Annotated in this window: 12 protein-coding genes; 7 read left to right on the top strand and 5 right to left on the bottom strand. The window is 70.3% G+C overall.

The features are described 5' to 3' along the window. Nucleotides 1-66 precede the first annotated feature (66 nt). Nucleotides 67-372 carry a hypothetical protein gene (locus tag WMF26_RS11540; protein ID WP_438000350.1) on the top strand — a complete coding sequence of 102 codons (306 nt, stop codon included), beginning with the start codon at nt 67-69 and terminating at the stop codon, nt 370-372. Nucleotides 373-462: 90 nt separating this feature from the next. Then, nucleotides 463-795 carry a hypothetical protein gene (locus WMF26_RS11535; protein WP_438000349.1) on the top strand — a complete coding sequence of 111 codons (333 nt, stop codon included), beginning with the start codon at nt 463-465 and terminating at the stop codon, nt 793-795. Between the two features lie 11 nt (nt 796-806). On the opposite strand, the gene WMF26_RS11530 is transcribed toward WMF26_RS11535, so the two are convergent. After that, complete coding sequence (locus WMF26_RS11530) at nt 807-1,754, bottom strand: SDR family oxidoreductase (protein WP_438000348.1); 948 nt, start codon at nt 1,752-1,754, stop codon at nt 807-809. Nucleotides 1,755-2,459: 705 nt separating this feature from the next. Here WMF26_RS11530 and WMF26_RS11525 point away from each other — a divergent pair. From WMF26_RS11525 to WMF26_RS11505, 5 genes are all read left to right on the top strand, one after another. Beyond that, nucleotides 2,460-3,026: a hypothetical protein gene (locus WMF26_RS11525; RefSeq protein WP_438000347.1), complete on the top strand. Its 567-nt coding sequence runs from the start codon at nt 2,460-2,462 to the stop codon at nt 3,024-3,026. A 3-nt stretch (nt 3,027-3,029) separates the two neighbouring features. Beyond that, complete coding sequence (locus tag WMF26_RS11520) at nt 3,030-3,596, top strand: hypothetical protein (protein WP_438000346.1); 567 nt, start codon at nt 3,030-3,032, stop codon at nt 3,594-3,596. After that, nucleotides 3,583-4,710 carry a hypothetical protein gene (locus tag WMF26_RS11515; RefSeq protein ID WP_438000345.1) on the top strand — a complete coding sequence of 376 codons (1,128 nt, stop codon included), beginning with the start codon at nt 3,583-3,585 and terminating at the stop codon, nt 4,708-4,710. The genes WMF26_RS11520 and WMF26_RS11515 overlap by 14 nt, the downstream gene beginning before the upstream one ends. A gap of 562 nt (nt 4,711-5,272) precedes the next feature. Then, entirely contained in the window at nt 5,273-7,579 is a 2,307-nt protein-coding gene (locus WMF26_RS11510; RefSeq protein ID WP_438000344.1) for a hypothetical protein, read from the top strand. A gap of 954 nt (nt 7,580-8,533) precedes the next feature. Continuing rightward, nucleotides 8,534-9,256: an SGNH/GDSL hydrolase family protein gene (locus tag WMF26_RS11505; RefSeq protein WP_438000343.1), complete on the top strand. Its 723-nt coding sequence runs from the start codon at nt 8,534-8,536 to the stop codon at nt 9,254-9,256. A 182-nt stretch (nt 9,257-9,438) separates the two neighbouring features. On the opposite strand, the gene WMF26_RS11500 is transcribed toward WMF26_RS11505, so the two are convergent. The 4 genes from WMF26_RS11500 to WMF26_RS11485 all read right to left on the bottom strand — a co-directional run bounded on the left by WMF26_RS11500 (nt 9,439) and on the right by WMF26_RS11485 (nt 13,932). Then, entirely contained in the window at nt 9,439-10,464 is a 1,026-nt protein-coding gene (locus WMF26_RS11500) for a TauD/TfdA family dioxygenase (RefSeq protein WP_438000342.1), read from the bottom strand. Nucleotides 10,465-10,551: 87 nt separating this feature from the next. After that, entirely contained in the window at nt 10,552-12,153 is a 1,602-nt protein-coding gene (locus tag WMF26_RS11495; protein WP_438000341.1) for a hypothetical protein, read from the bottom strand. Continuing rightward, a complete protein-coding gene (locus WMF26_RS11490) occupies nt 12,131-13,189 on the bottom strand; it encodes a hypothetical protein (RefSeq protein WP_438000340.1) in 1,059 nt (352 codons plus the stop codon). Before WMF26_RS11490 ends, WMF26_RS11495 begins: the two co-directional genes overlap by 23 nt. Beyond that, nucleotides 13,186-13,932 (bottom strand): nucleotidyltransferase domain-containing protein, encoded by a 747-nt coding sequence (locus WMF26_RS11485; protein WP_438000339.1) that lies wholly within the window; start codon nt 13,930-13,932, stop codon nt 13,186-13,188. Before WMF26_RS11485 ends, WMF26_RS11490 begins: the two co-directional genes overlap by 4 nt. Between the last annotated feature and the right edge of the window lie 3 nt (nt 13,933-13,935).

Raw genomic sequence — 13,935 nt, 5'->3', positions numbered from 1 at the left:
GGCGGCTTCGGTCGACCCATCGACGGATCGTTGGGTAGGCTCGGAGGGGCCGCGATGATTGACGCGATGACGATCTTGATGGCGCAGCGCTCCTGGCGCGACGCGGCCCTTGCCGACGCCCAGGCAGCGGCGCGCGACGCGGTGCACGCGCTCGCTGGTTTGGAGAAGGCCGTGGCAGCTCTCATGACAAATCTCCGCGATCTGGGCTACCCGCCGGTCCCGGGAGTCATCCCGCCCGAACCTGGCCTCGATTCGAGACGGTGGCACCTCGAGGCAACGGTCGGTGGAGAGGTTCCGCCGGTCCTCGTCGCGTTTTGGCAGCAGGTTGGGGGGATCTCACTCGTGGACCTCGAGGGGTACTCGCACGTCTAATTCTGGAAGGCTCACGGTGTCACCGGGCCGGACGGCTACTGTGATGGCGTCCACGTGGACCCATGTAGCGCTGCGTGGGTCGAGTTTACCGTGCAAGACTTCACCGACTTGAGCGAGGATCCGGGCTCGCCGCTGCTGGATGGTCCGTACCTGCTGAGCCTCGCTCCGGACGGCTACCACAAGGACAACATCAGCGGCGGGGTGCCGTATGGCATCGCGGTCGGCGGCGGCTGGCTCGCGCCCTGGCAGAACTTCTCCTGGACTGGACCGCGACGCCCGGTCTCGGCGCTGCCCGATCCCAGCGATCTGTTGGGATACCTGCGAACGTCCATCCTTGAGTGTGCGGGGTTTCCGGCTCTCCTTGGTGTACCGGCGTTCGAACCGCTCCGTGAACGATTGCTACGAAACGTCGAGGTGTTTTGAACATGGGCGGCTCACCGGTAGTCGCTCGGCTCGACGTCCTGGTCGCCGTCCTCGACGGCCTGGCTGTATCGCCACACATCGGGGCGTGAGCCGTCGAGGTCGGTGAAGCCGTACTCGGCCGCCAGCTGCGCGGAGGTCACCGACCGCTGGTTCCATCGCTCACGCCGGGTGTCGGTCGCAAGCGCCACGACCGCGCGCCCCACGTAGCGAGGCGACTCCGAGACCGCAAACCCGGGCGGAGCGGGCGCAGCGCGCCAGTTGTCCTCGGTGACCTTGTAGTTCTCGAGCATCATCTCGGATCGGAGCCATCCGGGGCTGATCGCCACGGCCGTGGCCCCGTGCGGCGCGAGCTCGTGGCCTTGGGAGAACGCCAGACGATTCACCGCCGCCTTGGCCAGGTCGTAGAACACCGAGATGCGGTATCGCGAGGCGTTGTAGTCGGCGGTGCCGTCGGTCACCTCGACGAGAAGGCCTCCGGGGCGAACGATCAGGAGCGGGATGAGGTGGTGGGAGGTGATCAGGTGCGTCTCGATGGCGAGCCGGAGGATCCGGAGCCCCTTCTGGAGGTCGTGCCGCCAGATGGGCGTGTTCCATTCGGAGGGTCCACCTTTGAGCCGCTCGGCGCCCCAGATGTCGTTGACCAAGATGTCGATGTGGCCGTACGCATCCCGGATCTGGCCCGCCAGACGCTCGACCTGGGAGTCGTCGAGGTGGTCGACGACCATGGGGATGCCGCGGCCGCCCCGCGAGGTGACGAGCTCGGCGGTCTCCTCGATCGTCTCCGGGCGGCCGTAGTCGGATTGCAGGGAGCGGTTGCGGCTGCTGCGGCCGGTACAGATCACCGTGGCGCCGGCCTCTCCCAGGGCGATCGCGATCCCGCGGCCCGCCCCCCGCGTCGCCCCGGCGACGACCGCGATGTGACCACGCAAAGCCTCCGGATCCAGACGCCAGCTCGTCATTTCGCTGCTCCTTCGACGGCTCCGCCGCCGAGCAGCCCGCGTCGCTGCCGGGCGCGATCCTGCGCAGCGAAGCGGCACCGGGAGGACGTGAGGCCATACCGCGCGAACATATCCGGAGGCCCGCGACGCACCAAACTGGAAGCAGCGCGGGCTCGCGCGGCGGGGGCGCCGTGCGCTCGCGTGGGGCTGGGCGCGCTGAGCGACGATAGGGTGTCCGGCAGCGCGCCTGCCGACAGGGCGCAACGCGCTCAGCGGCGCATATCCGAGCCGTCGAGCGCCCGTTTGCGCGCATGCGAGTGCGTCGAGGACCTGGAGATGAGTGGCGAGCCTCGGCCGGGCGCAGGCGCTGCTCAGCCGCGAGGGTGTTGCCCGCGGCCCTGGCCGCGCTTCGGGCGAGGGGCGCCGTGGCCGGCGCGGCGCGCTCGGTCACGTGCGCCCGAGCGGCATTTGTCAGCTCGCAGCCTTGTCGGGCGCGATCAGGGTCACCATCCGCCGGAAGGTCGGCGCCCGCCGACAGGCGCGGCGCTCCACCAGACCGTCGAGCGGCTCGCGTCGCGCGTGGCGTCCCGGCTCGCTGCCGGGGTGGACGAGGCGCCGGCGAACGCCGCCCGCTGGCGCCGTGGTTCGGCGTGCCCCGCTCAACGCCGCGCCAGGAGTTTGCACTTCCTATATTCTTGTGAGAGGTCTAACATAGACTCGATGTGGATGGGTCCCGCCTTGGGTGCCAGCCTCGGCGCCGCTCTGATCGTAGGTCTCGGTTGCGGCGCGGCCGGCGGCGCCACGCCGGGCGCCGAACCTCGCGGTTCCGGAGCCGACGCTCCGCCGCAGAACGCGCGAGTTGCCCTCTTCGCGGTGGCGCTCGTCGACGAGCTGGAGGCGCAGAACGCAAACCCGCTCCAGGGCGGGGGAGCGATGGACGGAGCACGGTCCTTCGAGACGCGCCTCGTCAACAGAGTCAATGAGTGCACCGCCGAGGCGGACACGACGTTCCGTAGGTGGGCGAGCGAGAAGTCCTTCGTCCTCCTCCAGCGCAAGATATCGCGAGGCGATCTGCTCCTCCACTTCAGCAAGGACAGCTTCCCAGGGCTCCTCGAGTTCGTCTACAATATCACACCAGAAAATTCGAACATCGTCGCGAGGGCGACTTTGTTCTACAGGAAACTGGATGGCGCTAAGGTACACATCCAGGACTTGAAGCCCCATTTGACCGCAGAAGATGTAGGCAGACTGCAAGAAGTCATCACGCAAGCCATCGACTGCCCAGGCACCTGACCCATGAACGATATCGTCCTGCTCATCGATCTCGAACCCGGCGAGTGGAAATCTACCTTTGGCGGCTGGCGTGTTGAGGCCCTGCGGATACCGGGGGCTACGGTGACGTCTCTCTTTCATCTAACGAAACAAGTGGACCCGCAGGATTACCGGGTGGACCACGAGGTGGTTAGGTACGGCGCGAGCGCCCCTTCCGAAAAGGTCGTGCTGAAGGTGACTGTCCCCAGTACCCTGATGACGATCGACAGGCTGCAAGAGAAGGAGCTCGAGCTGAAGAAGGTCCAGGAGGAGAACCTGACTGCCTACCGGCGGCGGGAGCTCCGGGTCAAGTTGGCGCTCGGGATGCTGACGTTCGCCGGAGGGCTCGCCGCGGCGTTCTTGATGCCCGGGAGGCAGGCGGCCCCGGTCGCCGCGCCCGACCTTCGCGACTGCCGCAACAATCTCCAGCTCGTCATGTCGCTCAGCGTACGCCCCGAGACGACAGGCGAGACCTTGAGGTCGCTCGTCGCGAACGAGATCGAGCCGTGCCTGCGCACACTGGACAAGGTGACTCGGAATGAAACGCGTTAGGCGCACAGCCATAGCAGCGCTCCTCGCCGCGAGCTGCGCGACGCCGCGTGCCGACGCACCGCCTGGCAGCGCCGCGCCGCCGGCTCCGGGCACGGAGGCGCCGCGTGAGGGGCGCGGCCGCCTGGTCGTCTGCGTCGGCGACTCCGCGACGGACGTCGTGCCCGCGACCTGGGCGCTCTCCTCCGTGGCCCGGGAGCTAGGGGTGCCTTTGTACGACGTCTCCGTAGGAAGCTGCCCTCCAATCCCGCCGTGCTTCTCCGACGAGCGAGGGCTCCTCTGCCGCGCCGACGTCATCGCCAAGCTCGTGAGGACCGCTGCGTACCTCGCCCATCAGCGCTGGCAAGGCCCGGGCGATGCCCAGGCCGCTTTCCCCGATCACGCGATGGCGACAGCGGATATCGCATCGGTCAACACCGATGAGAAGATCGAGCAGGCGATCGCGGCCGCGATGCGCGACGAATCCGGCTTGACGGCCGAGGAGCAGCGGCTCGCCAGGCTCACGCGCTCAATCATGTGGGTTCCGCTCACGTTCCTCATCGGACACGAGGACTTCCACATGCGGGGCAATGTGTGCGGAGCCCCGATGGAGCAGGCTCTCCGCCGGCAGGTTTCCACGATGAGCAAGCTCGACGCGGGCGAGACGCTATTCTGCAAGGGCCACCTGGAATTGAACGAGGTCCTCGCGGACCAGTGCGGCCTTGCCTATGTGGAGAACATCGAAAAACGAGGTGTGCCCCTGGAGGGTGCCGATCTCGCCTATGCAAAACGAGCAGGCGTAGCGCTGAGCACGTGGATGCTGTTGAACCGGTTCCGCTGGTCTCAGCCTGGCAAGATGGTGATCACGTCACCGGCGGGCTATCTCCGTGCGCCGTTGCGGGCGCTCTTGGTCGGGTCGAGGGCTGCTCCGGCCGAGGACAATCACCGTGCATGCGGCGAGGCCGCCAAGCTGATCGTCACCTACATCCAGGCGGAGACCAAGCGCTGCGAGGATGCCGGGCTGCCCTGGGGCGGGGATGTGCCGGACTCGGTGCTGGAGCTGCTCCCGCCTCGGGTCGCCCTGGCATGGGCCGGTAAGGAGCGTTGGGACGAGTCGACTTTCTCCTGTACCGACTAAACTCGATTTGGACATTTTTCTCGTAAAATCCGCGACCATTCTCATATCAACGACGACCGGCCTGCGGTGGTCCGCGATCGTGCGCCGTGGTGGCAGCGCCAATCCGTGCACGTTGTCGCAGGGGGTGAGGGTCCGCGGTGCCGAGCAAAAACATGATTGAGCTTGATTCCGAGCTCCGCCTCCCCATCGCGGGAGTCCATCGAACATCGTAAATGGCGAGATAGCGTCCCACGTCACGCCGTCGAGCTCGACAGGGCTGGCACGTCCAGGGCGCGCAACGGCGACGGGCGAAGGCCGCGCACAACCTTCGCCCATTACCTGCGGCCTTCGTCCGGGCGCGCTACGGTTGCTCTCGGATCAGCTTGACACAGAGAGCACGCCGGAAGAGGCTCGAGCGATGAGAGGCAGGGGAGGGGCTGCGACGGCGACAGTATGGCTCTCGGCGGCTATCGCGGCTGCGTCTGGCGGGTGCGCGCAGCTCATCGGCGCAGACTGGGACAGGTATGGGCAGGACACAGCGCCGGGCGGTGCAGGGGGAACGTCCGGCAGCGGAGCCGGGGGGATGCCCGTGCCGGAGTCACCGGTGCCGCCCCCCGAGCGGCTCACGCAGAGCTCGCCCGATAAGCTCGACCTCCTCCTGGCCATCGACAACTCGGGCTCGATGGCCGACAAGCAGGACGTCCTCGCCAAGGCCATCCCCGACCTCGTGCAGAGCCTCGTCAACCCGCGCTGCATCCACAAGAACGGCATGGAGCCGCCCGAGACCGTCTCGTCGCCGAACGAAGAATGCAGGCCGGACTTCAAGCGCGAGTTCGAGCCGGTCAAGGACATCCACATCGGCATCATCAGCTCGAGCCTCGGCGGCCACGGCTCGGGCGCCTGCCCGGCGATGACGAGCCCGTCCAACGTGGACATGGCGCACCTCCTCGCGCGCGAGAGCGAGAACTCCGAGGTCAACGACCTCCCGACCTACCTCAACAAGGGCTTCCTGGCCTGGGACCCCGATCAGAAGCGCGACGTGAACGGAGAGCCGGGGACGCCCGACCCGGAAGACGGCGAGGCGGACATCGAGGGCGACTCGCCCAACGATCTCAACGACACTTCGCTCGTCGAGCAGCTCAGGGCGATGGTCAAGGGCACCGGGCAGTCCGGCTGCGGCTTCGAGGCGCAGCTCGAGAGCGTGTACCGCTTCCTCGTCGACCCGGAGCCCTACGAGCGGATCGAGATCCAGGGCGACGTCGCCGTGCCGATGGGCCTGGACGGCACCGTCATCGAGCAGCGCAAAAACTTCCTCCGGTCGAGCTCCCTCCTCGCGATCATCATGCTCAGCGACGAGAACGACTGCTCGATCCGCGAGGAGGGCCGCAACTACCTCGTCGCTGAGACCAGGAACGGCTTCCGCCTGTGGCGGCCGCGCGTCGAGTGCGCCACCGACCCGGGCGACAAGTGCTGCAGGTCGTGCAGCCAGAACCAGGACGGCTGCCCGCCCGACCCGGCCTGCACGGGTACGGACGGCTTCCCCGCCCGGCTGAGCGCCGTCGAGGATCCGGTCAACTCCCGCTGCTGGGATCAGAAGCACCGGTTCGGCTTCGACTTCCTCTACCCGATCGAGCGCTACCGGCGCGCCTTCACCGAGGCGCAGATCCCGAACCGCCAGGGCGATCTCGTCCCGAACCCGATCTTCAGCGACCTGGTCACGGAGGACGATGACTCGATCATCCGCGATCCCGGGCTCGTCTTCTTCGCCGGCATCGTCGGCGTGCCCTGGCAGGACATCGCGCGCCAGAACGCGCAGGGCGAGCCGGACCTCCTGCGCGGCCTCAACGAGGACGGCGAGCCGGTCGGCGGGTTCAAGAACGCGACCGAGCTCGGCTCCCCGCTGCTCGACAACGCGTTCGCCAGCACCTGGGAGCTCATCCTCGGCGACCCCGCGAAGTTCCAGCCGCCGAAGGACCCGTTCATGATCGAGTCGACGGCGCCGCGCTCGGGCACGAACCCGATCACCGGCGACACGATCATCCAGCCGGACCAGACGGGCTGGAACACCATCAACGGCCGCGAGTACACGATCCCGCAGACGAGCACCGGCGACCTCCAGTACGCGTGCATCTTCGATCTCCCCGAGTCGAAATCCTGCGAGGGCAACGCCCAGAGCTGCGACTGCAGGGAGCAACAGGGCGCGCCGAACGACAACCCGCTGTGCCAGCCGGAAGCCGGAAGCAACCAGGAAGCCCCGGGCTCCAGGACGACGACGCAGATCAAGGCGAAGGCCTACCCGGGCCTCCGCGAGCTGCAGCTCATCCGCGAGCTCGGACCCCAGGGCATCGTCGGCTCGGTGTGCCCGGCGCAGCTCGACGACGACAACGCGGCCGACTACGGGTACCGGCCGGCCATCGGCACCATCATCGATCGTCTGAAGACGGTGCTCGGCAGCCGGTGCATGACGCGTCCCCTAACGCCTGACGCTGGAGGACAGCTCTCCTGTCTGCTCCTCGAGGTACGAAACTCGAAGGGCGCGTGCGACTGCGGTGACCTGCCGGCGCGCACCGACGCGGCCGAGGCGTACCCGTCGGCGGAGGCGGCCGTGCTCTCCGTCGACATCGCGAAGGCTGCCGGGTGGGATTGCGTGTGCGAGATCGAGCAGCTCGCGGGCGCAGCGGCCGAGGTGTGCAGGACCGATCCCGACGACATCCTCAGCGTGAACGGCAACGACCTGCACGGCTGGTGCTACGTTGATCCGTCGAATGGCCTTGGCGACCCCGCCATCGTCGCCGACTGCCCCTCAAACGAGCCGCGCAAAATCCGGTTCGTCGGCGAAGGTGAAGCCCAGCGAGGGGCCACGCTGTTCATCTACTGCCCGGACGAGTAGGCCATTCGCTAGTTTAGCGCCTCGGGGGTGGAAGGGAATTCGAGCGCTCACGCGGGTCTCCTCCGCTACGCGCCTGCCGGGCCCGCCCGCGCTCTCGTGCGGCGCCGGGATCGGGGCAATGTCGTGCCAGCGGTCGCGGTATGAGCTCATCTCTTACGAGACAAGGCGCGCCGAGGTACTGCCAAGCGTGTCCCTGCCGGCCTCTCGCGCCCGAGCGGCCGGCCGCGCTCCAGCGTACCTCGCGGACGGCGCGCGATCCAATGGTTGGACCAGCGTCGCTTTCCCAGGGGTCGTCGGGTCGCAGGGAAGAACGTTCTGTCAACCCGGCGTAGGTCCCACAGATCCCGCAGTTTTGTGGTGACCACCAAATTCGACTCTCGCCCGAATTGTGCAGTCCATCAACGAGGACGTGCCGTCACGCGTCGAGGCATAGGCGGGTATGCCTATACCTCGATCCAGCTGGCTCGGGTACGAAGTGGTGGCAGTCAGTTGCATCGTGCGATGCGAGGACAGACGGCGATCTCGGAACAGAGGGGCGAGGGCAGCGCATCCTCGCCGTACCGGATGACTACGATTCGATTCGTGCTCACCGGCTGTTCTTCGCCTGGGCGCACCCTGGACACCGAGACCACCCTCTCGACTTCAAGCGTGGCTACGAGCCTCTCGAATTGGATCGGCGTTCGCCACGACGATGCATCGCAAGGCAGATGCAGGCCTTTCGCACCCTGAAACCTCGGCACGAATTCGGACACTGGAGAAAGAAAAATGCGGTCAATACGTCGCTGCGTCTCTACGAACTTGATCGTCCTCGGTCTCCTGAGCATCGGCATTTGTGCCTGTGGTGAGGCGAACGACGGTGATACGACCTCGACCAGCGGAGGCACCCCTGACGGGTCTACCAGCGGCGGGGGTACCACGGCGACGGTCGGCACCGGCGGCACGGGTACTGGCGGCATGGGCCCTGGCGGGACCGGAGGCTCGGCAGCCGAGAGCACCTCGAGCAGCGGTGGCGCGACCACCGGGCCGGCCAGCAGCTCGGCCAGCGGCGGAGAAACGGCCAGCACCGGCGGGAGCTCGGGCGAGTGCGTCACGGGCCAGACCAGGGGAAATCAGGTCGCGGTCATCGGCGAATCGTTCATCGCCGCGACCCACGGCATCACGCAGCAGATCGAGAAGCAGGCCAAGGCCAACGGCTCCCTCGCCGAGAACGAGCGCTACATCGACAACTCGGTCAGCGGCACGACCCTGGCCGGCGATCAAATCCCCAGCCAGTACCGAAAAGCCGCGGAGAACGGCATGATCAAGTACGTGCTGATGGACGGGGGCGGGAACGACTGCTTGTTGCGAGGGGACGGCGACGGAGCCCTCGCGGCGGCGGAGTCGTTGTTCGAGACCATGGCCGGGGACAACGTCGAAAAGGTGGTCTACTTCTTCTATCCAGACCCCATCGGAAACCAGTTCGCGTCGCTCAAGACCTGCCTCGACGCGCTCCGACCGAAGATGAAGGAGCTGTGCGACGGGCTCACGTCGCCGAAGTGCTACTGGCTCGACCTTCGTCCGACCTGGAACGGACACAACGAATATACGCAAGACGGGATCCACCCCACCTCTGCCGGCAGCATCGCCACCGGGGATGCCGTCTGGGAAGTGATGAAGGAGAACTGCGTCGCGCAGTGACGACGCCGAAGCGACGGCCCCGCCGGCCGGTGGTGGCCCAATTCGCCCCGGCGTGATTCACATGAAGGCGGAAGGCAGGAAGATCATTGATCTTTTCTTCCCGCCTTCCCGCCTTCATGTTCAAATCTGGCCACCATCCGCCCGCCGATAGCGCGACGTCCTCCGCGCGGCGCGCGCGCCGCTCACCCCCGGCCCATCCGCGCGATCGCCTCGGCCAGCGCGCCGTCGTCCGCGCCCTCCACATCGCCCGCGAGCGCCGCCTCGGCCGCCGCGAGCGCCGCGTCGCGGAGGCGGTAGAGCTCCGGCTCGGGGATCCGCTCGCGCGCGGCGAGCACCCCGGGCGGGACGCCGCGCAGCATCTCCAGGACCACCCCGAGGCGGCGCCTCGCCTCGGGCGGGGCCGGCGCGCCCAGGCCGAGCCGCCGGCGCGTGGCCTCCGGCGCGCCGGCGACGCGGCGCGAGGCCGCCTCGGCGACCTGGGCGGCCAGCGCGCGGTACGCGGGCGGCGACGGGAGCGGCGCATCCATCCAGACGAGCAGCCGCACAAACTCGCGCGCGCCGCCCTCGAACGCCCGGCGGCCGTGGAGCATGCGCCGGTTGTCGACCACCAGGAGATCCGCCGGGCCGAACGCGAGCTCGATCACCTCGCGCCGCGACGCCTCGACGAACCGCGCGAGCCGCGCGGCGATCGCGTCCCCCGGCGGCGCGACCGGCGCGTGCGTCAGCGCGAGGGCGCCGTCGCGGAGCGACACCGTGGGGCCGAAGACGTCGCCGAAGACGAACGGGATGCGCCGGTAGGCCGTGAAGAGCGCGCGGAAGAGCTCGGGGTCGGCGCGCTCGACGGCCGCGAGCAGCGCCCAGCCGTCGAGCAGGAGGCTCTCGCCGCCGCGCTCCGCGGGCCGGACGCAGGCCATGATCTGCACGGCCGGCGGCGCGCCCGCGAAGCTCTGGCTGTCGGTGTGGAGCGGCGCCGCCGCGGAGCTCGCGGCGAACGACCTCCCCCCAGGCACGGCCTTGATCGGCTGCCGCTCGACGAGGCGCGGCCTCGACCCGAGGAGCCGCTCGGCGAAGCTCCACGGCGCCCGCGCGGCCTCCTCGGGGGCCAGCGAGGCGTCGCCGCGGAGGACCGAGAAGCCGCGCGCCGCGAGCTCGTCTAGGAGCCTCGCCGGACCGCGCTCCGCGCCGGGCCAGATCCACCGCTCGCTCACGGGCGCGCTCCGCGGGGGCGCTCGAAGGGCGAAATCATCACCGATATCCAGCACATACAGCCACGATGACCGCGCCGTCCACGCCGCTCACGCATCGAGGAACCGAGCCTCCCGGAAGCCGGCCCGGAGCAGGTCGCGCGGGATCGGCAGGACCCGGAGCAGCGGCGCGCCCTCGGGCACCTCGATCGGCGCCCCGATCCGGCGCACGTGGAACACCGCGGGGGTCGCGAAGAAGACGTCGGTCGCGACCACGCCGCGCATCACGTCGTAGCCCTCGCCGTGGATGCCGTCGAGCAGGCTCGACCAGCCCGGCGGCGTCCGGGTGAAGGCCCACGGCTTGACGAAGAAGTGCGGCTCGCCCGGCGGGTGGGGCGTGAAGTACTTCGTCAGGTACCAGAGCGCCCCGCGGTTCGCGGCGATGAACTCCTCGCCCAAGGCCCGGGCGAAGGTGCGCTCCACCGCGGCCGCGCCCTCGGCCAGGCGCGTCGCCTCCGGCGCGACGGCGAGCGTGTGCCCGTCGAACGTCGCGCGGAACGGCACGGCGTTCCTCACCACGAGCGACTCGAGGCGCCGCGCCCCCCCGCGCCACGGGACCGGATCCGGCCCGGCCGCGGTCGTGACCTCGGTCACCTCGGCGATCTCGGGCGCCGCCGGCCCGGCGACCACCAGCCGCACGCGCGCCGGCCCCGCGCTCCCCTCGCCCGCGTCGCTCCCCTCGCCCGCGTCTCCCGCTCGCGCGCTCCCCGCGCCCGCATCGCTCCCCTCGCCCGCATCGCTCCCCTCGCCCGCATCTCCCGCTCGCGCGCTCCCCTCGCCCGCGTCTCCCGCTCGCGCGCTCCCCTCGCCCGCATCGCTCCCCTCGCCCGCATCTCCCGCTCGCGCGCTCCCCTCGCCCGCCTCTCCCGCTCGCGCGCTCCCCTCGCCCGCTTCGCCCGCACGCCCCTTCCGCGCGCCGGCCTCGCCTCCCACGAGGCGCCGGTACTTGCGGGTCACCTCGCCCTTCTTCACCGCGAAGTACCTCGCGTCGTAGAACTCCGCGTGCGCCCGCCCCACCTCGGGCGCGTCCGCCAGCGCGCAGGCCTCGATCCGCACGCCGGGGCGCACCGGCGCGAGGCAGCCGATCTCGCCCTCGAGCCGCAGGCGCCGCGGCGCCTCGTCGCGGACGCGCAGCTCGACCACCAGCGGGACGAACGCGCGCTCGTCCGCGAGGTACGCCTCGCTCACCTCGATCAGCACGTTGCGGCGGTTCGCCGCGCCCGCGACCCGCAGCCACACGCCAGGGTCCGGGCGCACCAGGAGCCCGGTCCACAGCCGCAGGCGCGGCCGCCCCAGCCCCGTCCGGCACGTCCAGGCGAGGCCGCCGCGCAGCGCCCGGTGCCACGCCCCGTCCGGCGCCAGGAAGCCCTGCGACACGAGCCGGGGCAGCGCTGCGCGGTGGGCGCGGAGCAGCGCCTCGCGGTGCTCGCCCACAGGCTCGGCGCGGAGCGACCCGAGGCCCCGCTGCACCTCGATCGGCCGCGCCAGCGTGATCTGATGACCGAACGCGTTGCCCTCGAGCAGCGGCGCGCACGCCTTGGCCACGCGCAGCGGCACCGCGCCGTCGAGATCGCCGGCGCGCCGGGTCAGCCGGCACAGGCCGAGGGCGTCGAGCACCTCGAAGCAGGCATCACCCGCCGCAGCCACCGCCACCGCCGCAACCGCCGCCGCCACCGCAGCCGCCGCCGCCGCCGCAGCTCGACGAGCTGCACCCCGAGCCGCCGGAGCCGCCCTCGGTCGAGACCACGCGCGGCGGCGTGATCGCGAAGATCATCGGCCCGAAGAGCGGCGACATCGCGAGCGCCGCCGTGCCGGTCGCGGCCACCGTCAAGCCGATGTCCACCGCCTCCCGGCGGCGGCCGCCCGCGACGTCGGCGCGCAGCGAGACGGTCGAGTCCTCGATCCAGTCGAGGTAGGCCGACTTCAGGGCGCTGTACGCGCTCGTGCTCCTCGCCACGAGCCACGTAGCGAACAGGAGCGCGATCATCTCCACCACCAGGAACGTGTGCGGCCGGTGGAGCTCCTCCGCGCGCAGGACGCGGATCAGCCCCACGCCGAGCAGGACGACGCCCACCGCCCAGACCACCGCCGAGAGGATCGCCACCGTCCCCCGCGGCCGGATCATCCCGGCGGCGGCGAGCTCCTCGCGGAGCTCCGGCTCGACGTCGGCCGCGACCCGCTCGGCCGAGGCGCGCACCTGCGCCACCGAGAGCGCCGCGCTCGGGTCGCCGCCCGGGCGGAGCGACGTGAGCAGGCCGAAGAACGCCGAGAGCACCCGGTCCCGCGGCGGGGCGCCGCCCGCCACCTGGAACGACTCCCCCTTCCCGTCGCCGCCGGGGACGAGCCACCCCGCGGCCATCGCGACCGCGATCAGCGTGGCCGCGACGCCCTTGTTCTCCTCCCGGAGGTACGCGATCGCCCAGTACTCGTCCGGCTGCGGGACCCAGCCCACCGAGAGCCGCTGCCGCTCGGGCGGCGGCGCGTGGAAGCGGTACGGCGTGCCCGCCGCGGCCGCGGCGGCCGCCGGCGCGCCGCCCGGCTGCGCCGCGCGATCGAGCGACGCGCCGAGCGCCTTCCGCGCCAGCGCGGCGAAGAAGAGGCCGGACGACGACAGCACGAAGTAGAACAGCAAGAACTCCGGCCCCGACGCGATGTTGAACGGGAAGAAGTCGAAGATCTCGTGGATCATCGCGCCGCCTCGCCGTGCTCGAGCCGATCGACGTCGTCGACCGCGCGCGCGAGCAGCGCCGCCAGCGCCTCGTAGGCCGCGCCCGGCGCCTCGTGGGCCCGCTGCAGCGGGGCGACGTCCACGCCGAGCAGCTTGCCCGCGCCGACGAGCACCGTGCCGAGATCGTCGTCGCCGTCGATGCCGCGCAGGCCGAGCAGGGCGTGCAGCGGACCGCGGATCTGCTTCACCTTGCGGAGCACCGCGCCGCGCAGGGCCTCGTCCGAGCCCATCCCGTCCACCACCGCGCGCCGGAGCCGGATCTGCGCCTCGCGGAGCTCCTGCTCGACGCGCAGGCGGCGGTTCTTGCCGTCGATCACCAGCGCCGAGAACGGGTCGCGGCCGGAGAGGAGCACGTGGCACCGGCGGATGTCGTCGTAGAGCAGCGGGAACACGTCCGCGGCCTGCGGGATCTCGGCCGCCGTGAGGATCATCGCCTCGATCCGGGCCGCGTAGCGCGCGAGCCGGAGCGCGTTGGCGATCGCGTCGAGGCTCTCGCGGGACGCCTCCTCGAGCACCACCATCAGGTCCACGTCGCTCTGGCCGTCGCGGTAGCCGCCCCGCGCCGCGCTGCCGTAGACGAGCAGGCACGCGAGCCGGTCGCCGAGCGCCCGCTCCAGGCTGTCCTTGAGCTCGACGAGCCGCGCCTGCACCGGCGCCGGCAAGCGGGAGACCGCGCTCCCCGCGGCGTTCGATCCGTCTTTCATAGG

Source organism: Sorangium sp. So ce185, from assembly GCF_051526825.1.
GTDB lineage: Bacteria > Myxococcota_A > Polyangia > Polyangiales > Polyangiaceae > Sorangium > Sorangium cellulosum_D.
This window is presented reverse-complemented; position numbering and strand designations above follow the sequence as displayed.